The organism is Larsenimonas rhizosphaerae, assembly GCF_023700005.1.
GTDB classification, from domain to species: Bacteria; Pseudomonadota; Gammaproteobacteria; order Pseudomonadales; family Halomonadaceae; genus Larsenimonas; species Larsenimonas rhizosphaerae.
This window is the reverse complement of record NZ_JAMLJK010000001.1, coordinates 987,504-1,002,200: the sequence shown is the minus strand read 5'-3', so window position 1 is coordinate 1,002,200 and position 14,697 is coordinate 987,504. Positions and strand designations below refer to the sequence as shown.

Here is a 14,697-nt window from a genome sequence, read left to right as displayed (position 1 = left end):
GACCTCTCAGGCATGACGATAGGCTGCCAGCAGCCCTGCGGCACCAACAAACAAGCCGCCAAAGACACGATTGATGGCGCGCTGCTGGCGTGGTGTTTGCAGCCAGCGCGCTATCAGGGTCGATAGCGTGGCAAACCCGATCATGACGATGACATCTATTCCGATCATGGCCATTCCCATCGCCATGAACTGCGGGCCATGGGGCGCATCAGCCACGACAAACTGAGGCAGCAGCGCCACAAGAAAGATAGTGGCCTTGGGGTTGGTAGCATTGACCAGCGCGCTTTGCAGACATCGACGCCCTGCCGAGACCCTGATGTTCGCGGCGTCGGATCTGATGGCCACGGCGCGCTCTCGCCATTTACTCACGCCCAGATACACCAGGTACGCCACCCCTGCCCATTTGATAATGGAAAACGCCAGGGAGGAACCGGCCAAAAGAGACCCCAGCCCGATGCCCACCACCAGGATCTGAAAGGCCAGTCCGATCTGAAGGCCCAGAATCGAGGGCAGCGTCCGGCGAACACCATAGGTCATGCCATTGGACATTGTATTGATTGCACCTGCACCGGGCGTGATGCTGATCAACACACAGGCCAGCAAAAAGGCAGAAAACAGCGTCCAGCTCATATCAGTGCATCCCTGTTATCCGGTTCATCATGCCGGCATCATGTCGGCATGCTCATCATCTGCAATCAGTGGTTGACGCCCGCTATGCGCGCTCTCAGTGCGGCATTGAAACGCCGCCGCTCCGACACGGGTAGAAGCCCCGAAGGAATCATACGTTTGGTCGCCTTGCCGGAACGCCCCTTCAGGACGACACGGACCCCTACTGAACTTTCCCGCTCGATGGCCTCGATGCCCCGATAGGAAAGCTCTTCCAGCCGCGGCGCATAGAGCGGACCGCCGATAAAGTACACCGCATCATCCTCAAGGCGGAGAATCGGTGACAGGCGCCGTCGTCCCATCAGATTGCCACCAATCATCATGCCCCACAGAAAGATAAGTGCTGCCAGCGGTGATACCGGCCACCACTGATGCTGTTGATAGCAATACACCAGTAATGTAATACCGCCAGCCACTGAAAAGGCAAAGGCAATCCCCAGAAGGCGAGTGTTACTGCGTCGTTCGGTAAACAGCAGGGGCTCGGCCGTGGACGCACCGGCCTGAATATCAGTCATCATTAAAGCGAACCATTAGTGTGAGGGCAGCGCCAGCCGAAGCCGGATACGCTTAAGGTATTCACCACTGCGTTCGACCGTTTCTTCGCCCAGGGATTCCCAGCCATGGTGCAAAAGCCTGGGTGCCAGCGTCAGACTGGCCTCCATGCACAGTGCATCGAGTCCGGAACGTTCGGCTTCGTCAACCACCTGCCGGACAAGCCGGGAAGCGATTCCCTTGCCCTGCAGGGCAGGCCAGACATAGAGTGCCTCGACCCGCCCCTCATGACGATTCAATTCACAGAACCCGACACAGCGCCGGTCGATTTCTGCCACCACCGTGTAATAACGTACCTGACGCACCTGCCAGACCGATGCCTCCCTGGGCATCGCCGATGCCCAGGCCTCACGCTGCGCCAGACTGTAATGCCCGGATGCCCCCTCCATCACGGCATGATAAAAGACTTCTGCCTGATCGGCGGCATCTGTCATCACCGCCTCCCTCAGGCGCAATCGCTCAATCATTGCCATCAAGGCTTACCTCGTCAAAGCCTGACACGACCGGATGGGTTCCGGTCACCATGCCCTCACTGCGACACACCTGGCAGGTACGCAACCCGGCGTTTTGCGCCGCATCAAGCTCTTCCACCACATCTGATAAAAACAGCACGTCGCTTCCGTGCAACCCCAGCTCATCCAGAATGACGCGGTAACTCTCTGCATCACGCTTGCCGCCTACGGCAGTATCAAAATAACCACTGAACAGCGGGGTGAGATCCCCCTCATCGCTGTGCCCGAACATCAATTTCTGAGCATATACCGAGCCAGAGGAATAGATATACAGCGCGGCCCCTTGCTGCTTCCAGCGCTCAAGCTGCCTGACCACATCCGGATACAGGTGGCCAGTGAACTCTCCCTGCCGGTAACCGGTTTCCCAGATCATGCCCTGCAGGCTCTTGAGCGGCGTAGCCTTGCGATCCTCATCCATCCAGGAGCGCAGAATACCGGCCACGTCGCCGGTCGTGGCCTCAGGCGCTCCTGCGTCGGCACGTACCTCATCCATGCAGTCCGCGACTGCCGGCTCATCGGCATGAGCCTCAAGCCATTCGGGCAGCGCCTTGTACGCATGGGGGAACAGGATGTCGTGGACGAAGGCAATCGAACTGGTTGTCCCCTCGATATCGGTAATTACCGCCCTGATCATGAATGCTCCAGCTGTTCAAAGCGCGGGAAGTTACCGGCGATGGGACTGCCGGTCATTTGAGCGACCCACCCTTCCGTTCGAGTAAAGAGACGAATACAGCTGAAGGCCGGTGCCGGTCCCATGTCAAACCAGTGCCGGGTGCCTGTTGGTACCGACATCAGGTCGCCCTGGCTGCAGCCCACGGCGTAAACATGATCATCCAGGTGCAGGTAAAAGATACCCTCACCCCGAACGAAAAAGCGGACCTCGTCTTCGCTGTGCTGATGCTCTTCCAGAAATCTGGTACGCAGCGCGGCCCGGTCCGGGTGATCCGGTGTCATATGGATCACATCCGCCGTAGCGAAGCCTTCATTCTCCTTCAAACGCGTGACCTCATCGGCATACGCCAGGAGAATGGCGTCCTGATCCGCCTGAGCCGGCAGATCGCGAAGCGCCCAGCGCTCGAATCGCACACCGTGAGGGGCCAGCTCTTCGGCAATGACATCACCCTCACGGGTCGACAGAACCGGCTGTTCCGGGTGTGCTTCGTGATAGACCTTCAAAAAACTCATCGGCATTGCCTCAGGGTAAGTTCACAATCAAACAGCACACTCAATGCTTCCACCTGATTCAGACAGGCCTGCAGATCTCCGGCCCAGGTATAAAGACCATGACCACGGATCAGATAGGCATGACAGGCACCGTCCGACACAGCCTGCTCCACCTCTGCGGCCAGTGCCGGAATATCCTGACTATTATCCACTACGGGAACATGGAACTGCGTCAGATGCGTCGACACGCCGTCAAAGACCTTCAGTAATTCATACCCGGACAGAATGATATTGTCACCGCTTTCCAGCATCGACAGGGCCGTGGCAGCGCGACAATGAGTATGCAATACCGCCCCGGCTCCCTCTCTGAGCCTGTAGATCTGACCATGAAGAAGCGCCTCATCGGAGGGCTTGAGATCGCTGCCCACGGGGGTGGCTTCAAGGTCTGTCACCATGATATCCCCGACCGACAGATGCCCCTTGTGCCGGCCTGAGACCGTCACAGCCATGTGCGACCGGTCCAGCCGCACCGAAAAGTTGCCGCCGGATGCCGGCACCTGCTGCGCCTGGTGCAGCGTCCGCCCGGCCTTCACCAGAGCCTGTTGCGCCGTAGCCAGCGTGGGAAGATCAATCATGGTTGGTGACCATCCATTTTAGAGTCAGTGCATCATGCAGTAGATGGGCCCAGACTAACCAACCCGTCACCGGGATGCCAGCATCCTTAATTCAGGCGCCAGCTTCAGGTAATCTGACTCTACTTCCTCCCTGCATGGTGCTCGATGGCCCTTTCATCCGATACTGATTTTACCCTGACGCCCATTGCCACACTTGCCGGATGCTATCCGGACAAGTTCGGCGTCCCGCGCCAGCCCGGGCTTGCAGCGCATGCCACCGCCACACTGAACCTGCTTCCACCATTCAACCAGCCGGATTGTGTCCGCGGGCTTGAGGCCTTCAGCCATCTCTGGCTGCATTTCATCTTCAACCAGAGCCCCGAAAAATGGTCTCCCCTGGTACGCCCTCCCCGACTGGGCGGCAATGCCCGGGTCGGCGTGTTCGCCTCCCGGGCCACTCATCGCCCCAACCGGCTGGGGCTTTCGCTGGTTGAGTTGATTGATGTGCAAATCGATCAGGGAGTGCGCCTCATCATTCGCGGTCACGATCTCGTGGACGGCACGCCGATTGTCGATATCAAGCCTTATCTGCCCTGGGCAGACAGCACAACCGATGCCCGGGCAGGCTTTGCGCCCGCTCCACCGCTTGAACGACGCGTCATCTTCAGCGCTCGGGCTCGCAGGGCACTGGCCGACATGAATGACAGCGCCCAGCTTGAAGCACTGGTTACCGAAGTACTGGCACAGGACCCGCGCCCGGCTTATCAACATGGCAAAACCGGCCGCATTCATGGCGTACGGCTAAACCGGCAGGATATTCACTTTCACGCCATGCATACGTCTGAAGGCGAAACGGTTATTGAGGTGGTGGATATCATCGACCTGCCATGAGGCACTACACCATCTGCCATCAAAAACGCCGCGACAAGTCGCGGCGTTTTTGATCTTCTGACATGTGATCAGTCAAAGCTGATGCCGATTCGGCGCCCGACTTCCTCATACGCCTCGATCACCCCGCCAAGCCCCTGGCGGAACCGATCCTTGTCCAGCTTCTCACGGCTGGTGCTGTCCCACAGCCGGCAGCCATCCGGCGAAAACTCATCACCCAGGGTGACCTCGCCGTTGAAAACACCGAACTCCAGCTTGTAATCCACCAGCAGGATACCGCCATCCAGAAAGAGCTTTTTCAACACATCGTTCACCCTGAAGGTCAACTCACGCGCCAATTGAAGCTGTTCCGGGGTTGCCCAGCCAAAGGTTTCCGCCAGTGACTCATTGATCATGGGGTCATGCTGCGCATCGTTTTTCAAAAACAGCTCGAAGGTAGGTGGCTCAAGCGCCAGACCTTCCTCTACACCCAGCCGGCGACACAGGCTGCCGGCACTGTAGTTACGCACGACACACTCGACCGGCAGCATGTCGAGTCGCTTGACCACAGACTCTGTATCAGATAGCAGCGACTCGAAATGGGTGGGAATACCCGCTTCCTTCAGCCTGTCCATGATGAAGGCATTGAACCGGTTGTTGACCATGCCCTTGCGTTCGAGCTGTTCGACCTTCTGGCCATCAAAGGCACTGGTGTCATCGCGAAACTCGAGAATCAATCGATCCGGGTCATCGGTGGTGTAAACGGACTTGGCCTTGCCCGCATACAGCGCTTCGCGCTTTTCCATTTAATCTCTCCAGGGCTACAGGTTGTTCAGGGAGTAAAAGTTAACTACAGGGAGCGTGCCGACGACTCAACGACTGCCAGCCGGCGCCATGCATCTGGTCTGCAACGACAAGGCGATGCGTGTCGTCACCCAACAGCGGCACAAGCGCCTCGAAGGCCAGCTCGGCAAGGTTGTTCTTGTCGGACAGGTGAGCCGCCACCACGCACTGCAAATGCTCGGTGCCTATGCCCTTGATCAGTTCCGCCGCCTGCTCGTTGGACAGATGCCCCCAGTGACCGCCTACACGGCGCTTGAGACTGGGGGGATACGGTCCACGCTGCAGCATGTCACGGTCATGATTGCACTCAAGTACCAGCGCATCGCAATGGCGGTAACGCTCAAGTACATGTGAGGTCACGTGTCCAAGATCCGTCAACAGGCCCAGATGACAGCCGCCGGCGCCCAGAATGAACTGAACCGGCTGTCGCGCATCATGAGGCACCGTGACGACATCGATATCCATGTCCTTGATGGAAAAATGCTGCTCCGGCGCAATCATGCTGACCCGGGCAAGCTTTTTCAGGCCGCTTTTAAGCCAGGTACCCGGCGTTGCATACACGGGCAGATCATATCGCCGCGCCAGTGCTGCTGCACCTCGCACGTGATCGATATGCTCATGCGTAATCAACAGCGCATCCAGCTCGTTCGGCGACACATCGAGACGCGCCAGGCGCGCCTCGATGTCCTTCAGTGAAAAACCGCAGTCCACCAGCACCCGACACTCGGCACTGGTAACCAGGGTGGCATTGCCCTTGCTGCCACTGCCCAGCGAAGCAAAGGACAGAGGCATCAGCGCAGCGTGGATGCCACGCGATCAAGAAGCTCTCGGGCCTCGCCCTGCTCGATCGGCTGCCCATCGGTTCGCGTCGCGGTAACCACTACCTGCTGATCACGCGGCGCCAGTTCAAGGCGATATTCACGTGGGTCCGGGCCGCTACCGAAGATCCACCAGCCACTACCGGAGGCAGTCGATGGCGTGTACGTCACGGTGAAGGTGCGTGCACTTCGATCCTGGTCGACAAGGCGTGCACCATTGTCACTGCTGAAGCTGTGTTCCAGCTGGTACGCCATTTCGGCCCAGGTCGATGAAAACCCCTGAGCAATGTTCAACTGCCATTGTCCCTGGCGATTTTCAAGCACCACCGTGTTGTCGTCAGACAGGTTCTGGCCTGCCAGTGATACACCCTCGCCCTGCTGGCTCACCGTCTGGCTCAGGTAGCCGGCCAGATCCTTGAGGCAGGCAGCATTGACGCTGTCGCCCTGGGTACATTCAACGCGCGTGGAATTACTGCGAATCCCCTGAACCAGTGTCAGCTCACCCTGGCGGGTCTGGATACGACCACGAGCCGGGTCAACTTCCTGGATGCCATAGCCTGCACGTGAGGCAAAATCCTGCAAACGCGGCCAGACAGCCGCGGGCGCTGCATTGACCAGCAACCAGCTATCGCCGTCCTCGTTGCGCAGCTGCGCAAAATCGCGCTGATCGCCTTTCGACATCATGGGCTGGGGGCGCGGCACCTTGAAGCCATCCTTGCCCTGCACGAAATCACCGTTGACCCGAGGAACCGGCATCGCATCCTGACTGGCGCCCTGGCGCGCCCCTTCCGGCAGCGACAGGGGCGCAACCATCTTGGCATCCACGTATTCCGAGTTGCGGTCGTAGTAATAGCCATTACTGCCGCACCCGGCCAGCAGCACGAGCAGTGACGCGCTCGCGACCCATGTGGTTCGGGATATCATTCTTCCAACACTCCTGCGAGCTGAAGGGCTTCTCCGACCGTGGCGTGATATTTTTCAGACAGCCAGGTCAGTGGCAAGCGTATTCCCTTGTCGGCCAGCCCCATTTCACACAGGGCCCACTTGACAGGAATCGGATTGGCCTCGATACCCAGCACGGAGTGCAGTGGCATAAGGCGCGTATTGATCTGGTGGGCACGGTCATGATCACCCTTGAACACTGCCTCGCACATGTCGTGCATGCCCTTCGGCGCAACGTTCGAGGAGACGGAAATCACACCATGGCCACCGGCCAGCATGAATTCACACGCTGTCGGATCGTCACCGGAATAAAACGCAAAGTCCTCGTTCCGGAGACGCTTGACCAGCTCGGCCGCGCGCTCCAGATTGCCGGTGGCGTCCTTCAGCCCCACGATATTGGGGATACAGGCAAGCCGGGAAACAGTATCGTTATAAAGGTCCACGCCGGTGCGGCTTGGCACATTGTATAAAATGATGGGCATATCGGTGGCTTCCGCCACGGCCTTGAAATGCTGATACAGGCCTTCCTGGGTCGGACGGTTGTAATACGGCGTCACTGACAGGCAGCCATCGGCGCCGACATCCTTGGCATACCGCACAAGCTCTACCGCCTCAGCCGTGGCATTGGCCCCGGTACCGGCAATGACAGGAATCCGGCCATCCACGATATTGACCACTTCGCGAATCACGTCAAAGTGCTCGGAAAAGGACATGGTGGTTGGCTCACCCGTTGTACCTGCCGCGACGATTCCATCGGTCTCGTGCTCAAGATGGAAATTGACCAGTCGGCGCAGCGCGTCCCAATCGATATCGCCATTGATCTTCATCGGCGTCGCCAAGGCGACCAGGCTACCCTTGAACATCTCGAACCCTCTCTTCGAAAACCGGATTAACACAGTATATTGTGTCCATGACCGAGCGGCTGCCCTCACGCAGAGAGGGCCCGGCCGGGAATAGATGGTACTCAGGCAAGCTTCCAGTGTACAGGTCAGGCAGACGAATCCCGGTGGAAAGCGCTAGACTTCATCATTCCACTTACTGTCTTCCCGGGAGTTATCATGTCCATCGAGATTGGCACCCCGTTGCCACACTTCTCCGTTTCCGCCACATCGGGGCTTACCATCACCCCGGAAAGCCTCACCGGCCACTATACCGTGCTGTACTTTTACCCGAAGGACAGTACGCCGGGCTGCACTACCGAAGGCCAGCAGTTCCGTGATCTGCACGATGAGTTCAAACAGGCCGATACCGTCGTTTTCGGTGTGTCCCGCGATGGCCTCAAGTCACATGACAACTTCCGAACCAAACAGGACTTTCCGTTCGATCTCATCAGCGACAAGGACGAAACCCTGTGCCGACTGCTGGATGTCATCAAACTCAAGAAGATGTACGGCAAGGAACACGAAGGTATAGAGCGCAGCACCTTCGTGCTGGATGACAAGGGGGTATTGATTCAGGAGTGGCGCAAGGTCAAGCCGGATGGCCATGCTGCCGAGGTACTCGCCTTCATCCGCGAGCACCAGGGCAGCTGAGTGTCAGGCATCGCGCCCGGAGGCCTTCTTTTCCCTGCGGGCGCGATGGGTTGCCACGCTGCGCGGCCAGGCATGCAATAACGCCTTCATCAGCGTCGCAAGAGGAATGGCAAAGAACACGCCCCAGAACCCCCAGATTCCCCCGAAGAACAACACCGCGAGAATGATTGCCACCGGGTGCAGATTGACTGCTTCGGAAAACAGGATCGGTACCAACACATTGCCGTCCAGCGCCTGAATGATGGCATAAGCCACCATCACATACATGAACTGATCTCCCAGCCCGAAATGAAAGCCTGCAACCGCGGCGATCGGCAGCGTGGCCGCCGCCGCACCGATATAGGGCACCAGCACCGAAAAGCCCACCATCAGCGCCAGCAGCGCCGAATACGGCAGCCCGAAACAGAAGAAGGTAACGTAGGAGACCGAGCCGACAATGATGATCTCCACCACCTTGCCCCGCACGAAATTGGCGATCTGACCGTCCATCTCTTTCCAGACCTGGGTCATCAGTGCGCGCTGGCGCGGCAGCAGGGACAGAAAAAAGCCGATCAGCTTTTCCTGATCCTTGAGCATGAAAAACACCAGAATCGGCACCAGCACCAGGTAGATAATGATGCTCAGCACATTGCCCAACGAGTTGAACGACATTCTGAGCGCTCGCTGCCCCAGTTGCGTGGCCTCGTGAGCCCCACTGTTGACCCAGCTCTGAATCTGGGCCGGTGTAATGACTGTCGGATACTGTTCCCGCAGTTGATCCAGTAGCTGCTGACTACGAACAAACATCCGCGGCACCTCGCTGACCAGCCCGGTCAACTGATCCCATACCAGCGGCAGGATCACCAGCGCCGCTGTCAGAAGCAGCACCACAAATACCAGAAAGATCAAAAGCACGGCCGGCAGTCGCGGCACTCCCCAGCGCTCCAGCCTGCTGACGCCGCCCTGCAGTAAAAAGGCAAATACCAGTGCGGTCAGAAACGGCGCCAGCATCTGGCCGAAGAAGACCACGATGGCCAGACCGACCAGCAACACCAGCCCCAGGATAATCGCCTCCTCATCCGAGAAGTAGCGATCGACCCAATGTTGTACCAAGGCCTTGACTGCCATGAATCAGCACACCCCCTTGATGAAGCAGTACCGGTACACGCCATCAACCGGCTCCTCGCGCGTCAGGGTATGCCCACCCTGGGCGGCATAACTTTCAAAATCACGCCACGACCCCGGGTCAGTGGCTTCAACGTGTAATACTTCGCCCGGCTGCATGGCGGTCAGGCGCTGCCTGACCTGAAGCAGCGGCAGAGGGCAGTCCAGCCCTCTGGCATCCAGCGTCTGTTCACTCGTGGCCACGACAAAAGCTCCGTTACCGGTTGAAATCGCCCCGATTTAAGGGCACTTTGCCAGACAAATCAATTTATTCGGTATCGACTGACGCGGGATAACTCGAAATGAAAAGGCACGGCGTCGCATGGTGTTTAAGCGCAATTCTTCTATGCAGCGCCGCTGCCCGGCCCGCAACCGCCGTTGCAGACGATTATGGCCTGCCGGCACTGGGTGATGCCAGCAGCGCCATCTCGCCCATGGAAGAATTTCGTCTCGGGCGGGCCTGGCTACGCCAGTTCCGTGCCCAGACAATTTCCTGGCGCGACCCTATTACACGACACTACGTAGAAGACCTGATTCACCGCATGATGCCCTGGAGCGGCCTGGGTAATGAACGGATTGTCGTCACCCTGGTTTCCAGCCGCATGCTGAATGCCTTTGCTGTGCCAGGCGGTGTCATCGGCATCAATACCGGCCTGTTTGCCTTCGCACCGGATCGAGACACCTTCGCCTCGGTACTGGCACATGAAATGGGCCACCTTTCACAGCATCACTTTGCGCGCCAGCTGGAACAGCAACATGCCAGCCGTGTTCCCATGCTCACGGCGCTTCTGACCGGCATGGTACTTGCCGCCGGCGGAGGTGGCGGAGGCGATCTGGGGGTCGCTGCCGTGATGGGGACCCAGGCGGCATACATTCAAAACCTTTTGACCTACTCTCGCCAGTACGAACGTGAAGCCGATGACGTCGGTCTTCGAACGCTGGCCAATGCCGGCATGGATCCGCATGCCATGCCCCGCATGTTCCGTATTCTTCAGCGGCTGGCCAGCCTGCAGGGGTCTACACCGCCCGAATTCCTGCTGACCCACCCCCTGACCGAAACACGCATCAGCACCACAGAGGCCCGTGCCGATCAGCTGGGGCACGGCCATGGCCCCCCGGCAGGCCCGTTATACGACATGGTACGCGCCCGTGTACTGCTGGCCATGCACATGGATGACCCGGCTCAGGCCAGACACCGCCTGGAAGAAGACGACCCGTCGCCCGAGGCACTGGCGTATCTTGACGCCATGACCGATGCCGTCGAGCACCGTACCGACAAGGCGCTGACCGGACTCGACCGTTTGATAACACGCTATCCCGACCTGTCCATGCTGCAAAATAGCGCCGCCGATGTAGCCCTGGATGCCAATCGCTTCAACGAGGCCCTGGCACGCAGCCGCCGCTTGCTGGCCATTGTCCCCGACAACACTCCGGCTCGCCTGATCGAAGGTGAAGCCCTCCTCAATCTGGCGCCGTCAAAGGCCTATCCGGTGCTTGAAAAGCTCTCCGAACAACGCCCGGAAGACCCGGATGTCTGGAATCTGCTGGCAGAGGCCGCCGGGCGAAGCGGCCATTCAGCCGAAGGCCATCTGGCGCTGGCCGAGCAATTGCAGCTGACCGGTCGTATCGACAAGGGTATGAAACAGCTGGATATTGCCGAAGGGGAAGCCACCCGGGCCGGAAACTATACGCTGGCAAGCCGTATCAGGGCACGGCGGGACGCGTTCATGCGCTACCGCAGCGCGCTGGACGACTTTTGACACGATGGAAATACGCCCCGGCCGTTTCGGCCCGGGGCGTTGCAGACAGACTTACAGGCTGTTTCTGAACGTCAGCATGCGCTCCAGCCCGACCAGGGCGCGACGACGAATCGCGTCATCCACCTCGATCGCCCCCAGCCCCTCTTCAAGGCACAACTCGAGCTTATCGAGACTGTTCATTGCCATCCAGGGGCAATGGGCACAGCTGCGACAGGTCGCGCCATTCCCGCCGGTCGGCGCCTCGATCAACAGCTTGTCAGGCACGGCCTGCTGCATCTTGTAGAAAATGCCTCGATCCGTGGCAACGATCAGGGTGTCCTGTGTCATCTTGCGAGCGGCATTGATCAACTGCGACGTGGAACCTGCCACATCAGCCAGATCCACGACCGCCTGTGGTGATTCGGGATGCACCAGCACAGCGGCCTGAGGGTACACACGCAACATGTCCTCGATACCCCTGGCCTTGAATTCTTCATGAACAATGCAGGCACCCTCCCACATCAGCATGTCGGCACCGGTACGTGACTGCACAAACCGGCCCAGGTGCTTGTCAGGAGCCCAGATAATCCTTTCACCGCGCGCATGCAGGTGTGCCACCACATCCTCGGCAATCGCCGATGTCACCACCCAGTCTGCCCGTGCCTTTACCTCAGCCGACGTATTGGCGTATACCACCACGGTTCGGTCAGGATGTGCATCACAAAAGGCGCTGAACTCGGGCGCTGGACACCCGATATCCAGTGAACAGGTGGCCTCCAGGGTCGGCATCAGTACACGCTTGTCAGGCGACAGCATCTTGGCTGTCTCGCCCATGAAGCGCACGCCGGCAACGACCAGCGTAGAAGACGGTGATGCCGCACCAAAACGGGCCATTTCAAGAGAATCGGCAACGCAGCCGCCCGTTTCCTCGGCCAGAGCCTGCAGACTGTCTTCCGTATAATAGTGCGCCACCAGGGTGGCATTGTGTGCCTTGAGCAGGGTCTTGATGCGTTCGCGCTGAAGGGACTCATCGGCTGAAACAGCCGCAGGCTGGTAGGAGCGAGCCAGGTGCGCCTGCACCTGCTCGCGTTCGGTAAGGTGTGTCATGTGTCTATCACTCCGACAGGCAGGGGCTCCCCCTGCTGATGAACTGGCCCTCGACACGTCAAGGGCCGCCAGCGTCATCATAGCGCCAAAGGTCGCGCAGCTCACCCCTCCCGGGAAGCCTCGTCGCGTGCAGCCTGTCCGAGCGTCGTAAAGCCTTCCTCCAGGGCATACACCCAGGCCAGCAGCTCGGCAATGGCCTGATAAAGGGCAGCCGGAATCCGCTCATCGAGGTCAACCTTCATCAGTAGATCCACAAGCTCGGCTGAGTGATGAACATAAAGGCCGTTTTCCTCGGCTCGCTCAAGAATGGCCTGTGCCGTAGATCCATATCCCTTGGCGACCACACGCGGCGCGGCGTCACCGGCCCCATAGGAAATGGCCGCGGCGCGCGCCTGTGGTGCGGGTTGCTCCTCACTCATGCCCCTCCTCCCGCGTCAGTCGTTCGATATCGATACGTTGTGTCGACAGCCCAATCTCCGACATTGCCTGCTGAAGGGCAACACGCGCCTCACGAAAGCGACCTGCGGTCTGCGCCTGATCGGTGCGACAGGCAATCGACAGTGCTCCATCATTCATCAGCAGGTCAAACTGCACTGCTCCCAGACGCGGCAATTCAAGGCTCAGGGTTGAGCGCCAGCGACTGGCCTCATCATCGTCCGCCTGATGGGCCTCACGTTCATCCATGTACAGGGCATCTTCATCCGGCAAGGGACGCAGCTCGGTGATTTCCATTAACAACGGCACCTGCGGTGTCAGCTGGGCATCAATACGAAGGGTATGAGTGGTCAGGGTTTCCAGCTGGTGGCTGACCAGCCGCTGAACGCTTTCATGAATGATCTGCCGCGGCTCGGTACCGACAGGTGATGATCCCACGTCACCTCGCGCCATCGTCTCCGCACCTGACCGGGCCGATGCAGCAGCAGGGCCTGGCGCCATGTCAGCCGCACCAGCCCCGAAAGGCATTGTGGCTGATCCGACCGTCGGCGGGGGGGTTGCCCCCGGCATGCCGGGCGAGGGATGCACCTGCCCTGCAACTGCAGCACCTGTCGTGGTCATCGGGGCGCCGGGCTGCGCCGCAGGTGCTCCCGGCAGCGGAGCGCCCTCGCCTCCGGCACGCAGCAGCAGCGGCAAGCGCCCCTGAGGCTCCTGACGGAGCAGTTGCTCCGGAAAGTCACCCTTGAACCAGCGAGACAAGTGGGATTCGTAGAATATGCCGCTTTGTCCGACGGTTTGTCGCAGCCCTTCCGCCATGGCGCTCGGGCTGGCAGGCACACCCGGCTGAGTAATCAGTGCAGGCGTCCGGGCTGGTACGCTGGTTTTAACGTCACCAAACTGTGACAGCAGGGTGGAAAGCGTCTGGCCTTCCCGGGTAAAGCGAAACTGGAGGGATGAGGGTGCGGCCCTGGCCGCGTCACTGGTCACCGGTTGCAGCCGCTCATAAAGCCCTGCCTCGGCCCCGGCACGCTGGGCGGCACCCTGTCGCGCCGAAGCAACCTGCATTTCCGGCTGCTGGGGGCGATTCAAATGCTCCTGGCCAGGCTTGAGCGACTGATCACCCCGCACGGCATTAACAGACAACACCTTGTTCTCGGCCCCTTCGGAAGCCACACGCTCCATCTGTGCCCGGCGCCCCAGCACCTGATGCATCAGGGTATCAATCAGCGGGGTTATGGTACTCACGGCAAGACCCTCCACACTTGGGGGCAGGCATGCCCTTTCCACGTCACCAACACGGAAACAACACCCACCGTTAATATCGACGCAGAAAGCGCCTTATCGTGACAGTATCGACCACTGTGGTTCACGACTGAAGTCCTTGACCAGGCGAAATACCATTTTTCAGGCATAAAAAAGCCCCGATCTCGAAGAGACCGGGGCCTTGAATTCTGGTGGGTCGTGTAGGATTCGAACCTACGACCAATTGGTTAAAAGCCAACTGCTCTACCAACTGAGCTAACGACCCTGGAAAAACCGTTCGATTTTTCGTGCACAAGTTCGGATGGTGGGTCGTGTAGGATTCGAACCTACGACCAATTGGTTAAAAGCCAACTGCTCTACCAACTGAGCTAACGACCCGTAACATGCCGAACGGGTTGAGCTTTTCTCTTACTGGAAGAGATGGTGGGTCGTGTAGGATTCGAACCTACGACCAATTGGTTAAAAGCCAACTGCTCTACCAACTGAGCTAACGACCCGCT

Annotated in this window: 18 protein-coding genes and 3 tRNA genes; 3 read left to right on the top strand and 18 right to left on the bottom strand. The window is 59.1% G+C overall.

Annotated features, from left to right (window positions below; translation table 11 throughout):
* Positions 1-6 precede the first annotated feature (6 nt).
* The 6 genes from rhtB to NAT21_RS04480 all read right to left on the bottom strand — a co-directional run bounded on the left by rhtB (position 7) and on the right by NAT21_RS04480 (position 3,529).
* Positions 7-630 carry a homoserine/homoserine lactone efflux protein gene (gene rhtB, locus NAT21_RS04505; protein ID WP_250936040.1) on the bottom strand — a complete coding sequence of 208 codons (624 nt, stop codon included), beginning with the start codon at positions 628-630 and terminating at the stop codon, positions 7-9.
* A gap of 65 nt (positions 631-695) precedes the next feature.
* Positions 696-1,184 (bottom strand): hypothetical protein, encoded by a 489-nt coding sequence (locus NAT21_RS04500; protein ID WP_250936038.1) that lies wholly within the window; start codon positions 1,182-1,184, stop codon positions 696-698.
* A gap of 12 nt (positions 1,185-1,196) precedes the next feature.
* A complete protein-coding gene (locus NAT21_RS04495; protein WP_284732715.1) occupies positions 1,197-1,685 on the bottom strand; it encodes a GNAT family N-acetyltransferase in 489 nt (162 codons plus the stop codon).
* The gene (mtnC, locus tag NAT21_RS04490) at positions 1,678-2,364 is read right to left on the bottom strand and encodes an acireductone synthase (protein ID WP_250936034.1); all 687 of its coding nucleotides are present in this window, start codon (positions 2,362-2,364) and stop codon (positions 1,678-1,680) included. The genes NAT21_RS04495 and mtnC overlap by 8 nt, the downstream gene beginning before the upstream one ends.
* A complete protein-coding gene (locus NAT21_RS04485) occupies positions 2,361-2,915 on the bottom strand; it encodes a 1,2-dihydroxy-3-keto-5-methylthiopentene dioxygenase (RefSeq protein ID WP_250936033.1) in 555 nt (184 codons plus the stop codon). The genes mtnC and NAT21_RS04485 overlap by 4 nt, the downstream gene beginning before the upstream one ends.
* Positions 2,912-3,529: a methylthioribulose 1-phosphate dehydratase gene (locus NAT21_RS04480; RefSeq protein ID WP_250936032.1), complete on the bottom strand. Its 618-nt coding sequence runs from the start codon at positions 3,527-3,529 to the stop codon at positions 2,912-2,914. The genes NAT21_RS04485 and NAT21_RS04480 overlap by 4 nt, the downstream gene beginning before the upstream one ends.
* A 144-nt stretch (positions 3,530-3,673) precedes the next feature.
* Between NAT21_RS04480 and tsaA the strand changes: the two genes are divergently transcribed.
* Positions 3,674-4,399: a tRNA (N6-threonylcarbamoyladenosine(37)-N6)-methyltransferase TrmO gene (gene tsaA / locus NAT21_RS04475; RefSeq protein ID WP_250936031.1), complete on the top strand. Its 726-nt coding sequence runs from the start codon at positions 3,674-3,676 to the stop codon at positions 4,397-4,399.
* Positions 4,400-4,467: 68 nt separating this feature from the next.
* Here the strand turns inward: tsaA and purC are convergent, their stop codons facing one another.
* From purC to dapA, 4 genes are read right to left on the bottom strand one after another with little or no spacing between them, the layout of a single operon-like run.
* Positions 4,468-5,181: a phosphoribosylaminoimidazolesuccinocarboxamide synthase gene (purC, locus tag NAT21_RS04470; protein ID WP_250936030.1), complete on the bottom strand. Its 714-nt coding sequence runs from the start codon at positions 5,179-5,181 to the stop codon at positions 4,468-4,470.
* 40 nt (positions 5,182-5,221) lie between these two features.
* Positions 5,222-6,010 carry an MBL fold metallo-hydrolase gene (locus NAT21_RS04465; protein WP_250936029.1) on the bottom strand — a complete coding sequence of 263 codons (789 nt, stop codon included), beginning with the start codon at positions 6,008-6,010 and terminating at the stop codon, positions 5,222-5,224.
* Positions 6,010-6,960: an NlpB/DapX family lipoprotein gene (bamC, locus tag NAT21_RS04460; protein WP_250936028.1), complete on the bottom strand. Its 951-nt coding sequence runs from the start codon at positions 6,958-6,960 to the stop codon at positions 6,010-6,012. Before bamC ends, NAT21_RS04465 begins: the two co-directional genes overlap by 1 nt.
* A complete protein-coding gene (gene dapA, locus NAT21_RS04455; protein ID WP_250936027.1) occupies positions 6,957-7,841 on the bottom strand; it encodes a 4-hydroxy-tetrahydrodipicolinate synthase in 885 nt (294 codons plus the stop codon). Before dapA ends, bamC begins: the two co-directional genes overlap by 4 nt.
* 195 nt (positions 7,842-8,036) lie before the next feature.
* Here dapA and NAT21_RS04450 point away from each other — a divergent pair, with 195 nt between their 5' ends.
* Entirely contained in the window at positions 8,037-8,510 is a 474-nt protein-coding gene (locus NAT21_RS04450; RefSeq protein ID WP_250936025.1) for a peroxiredoxin, read from the top strand.
* 3 nt (positions 8,511-8,513) lie between these two features.
* Here the strand turns inward: NAT21_RS04450 and NAT21_RS04445 are convergent, their stop codons facing one another.
* Together NAT21_RS04445 and NAT21_RS04440 are read right to left on the bottom strand one after the other, a co-directional pair.
* Positions 8,514-9,617 carry an AI-2E family transporter gene (locus tag NAT21_RS04445; RefSeq protein ID WP_250936023.1) on the bottom strand — a complete coding sequence of 368 codons (1,104 nt, stop codon included), beginning with the start codon at positions 9,615-9,617 and terminating at the stop codon, positions 8,514-8,516.
* 3 nt (positions 9,618-9,620) lie between these two features.
* A complete protein-coding gene (locus NAT21_RS04440; protein ID WP_250936021.1) occupies positions 9,621-9,857 on the bottom strand; it encodes a sulfurtransferase TusA family protein in 237 nt (78 codons plus the stop codon).
* 98 nt (positions 9,858-9,955) lie between these two features.
* Between NAT21_RS04440 and NAT21_RS04435 the strand changes: the two genes are divergently transcribed.
* Positions 9,956-11,413 (top strand): M48 family metalloprotease, encoded by a 1,458-nt coding sequence (locus tag NAT21_RS04435; RefSeq protein WP_250936019.1) that lies wholly within the window; start codon positions 9,956-9,958, stop codon positions 11,411-11,413.
* A gap of 51 nt (positions 11,414-11,464) precedes the next feature.
* Here NAT21_RS04435 and nadA read toward each other — a convergent pair whose 3' ends face one another.
* The 6 genes from nadA to NAT21_RS04405 all read right to left on the bottom strand — a co-directional run bounded on the left by nadA (position 11,465) and on the right by NAT21_RS04405 (position 14,694).
* Positions 11,465-12,499, bottom strand: a complete 1,035-nt coding sequence (gene nadA / locus NAT21_RS04430; RefSeq protein WP_250936017.1) for a quinolinate synthase NadA — start codon at positions 12,497-12,499, stop codon at positions 11,465-11,467.
* Positions 12,500-12,600: 101 nt separating this feature from the next.
* Complete coding sequence (locus tag NAT21_RS04425) at positions 12,601-12,918, bottom strand: EscU/YscU/HrcU family type III secretion system export apparatus switch protein (RefSeq protein WP_250936015.1); 318 nt, start codon at positions 12,916-12,918, stop codon at positions 12,601-12,603.
* Complete coding sequence (locus NAT21_RS15580) at positions 12,911-14,179, bottom strand: flagellar hook-length control protein FliK (RefSeq protein ID WP_250936013.1); 1,269 nt, start codon at positions 14,177-14,179, stop codon at positions 12,911-12,913. Before NAT21_RS15580 ends, NAT21_RS04425 begins: the two co-directional genes overlap by 8 nt.
* Before the next feature lie 207 nt (positions 14,180-14,386).
* A tRNA-Lys gene (locus NAT21_RS04415) sits at positions 14,387-14,462 on the bottom strand.
* Between the two features lie 37 nt (positions 14,463-14,499).
* Positions 14,500-14,575: transfer RNA gene (locus tag NAT21_RS04410), tRNA-Lys, on the bottom strand.
* Positions 14,576-14,618: 43 nt separating this feature from the next.
* Positions 14,619-14,694: transfer RNA gene (locus tag NAT21_RS04405), tRNA-Lys, on the bottom strand.
* Positions 14,695-14,697: the final 3 nt, after the last annotated feature.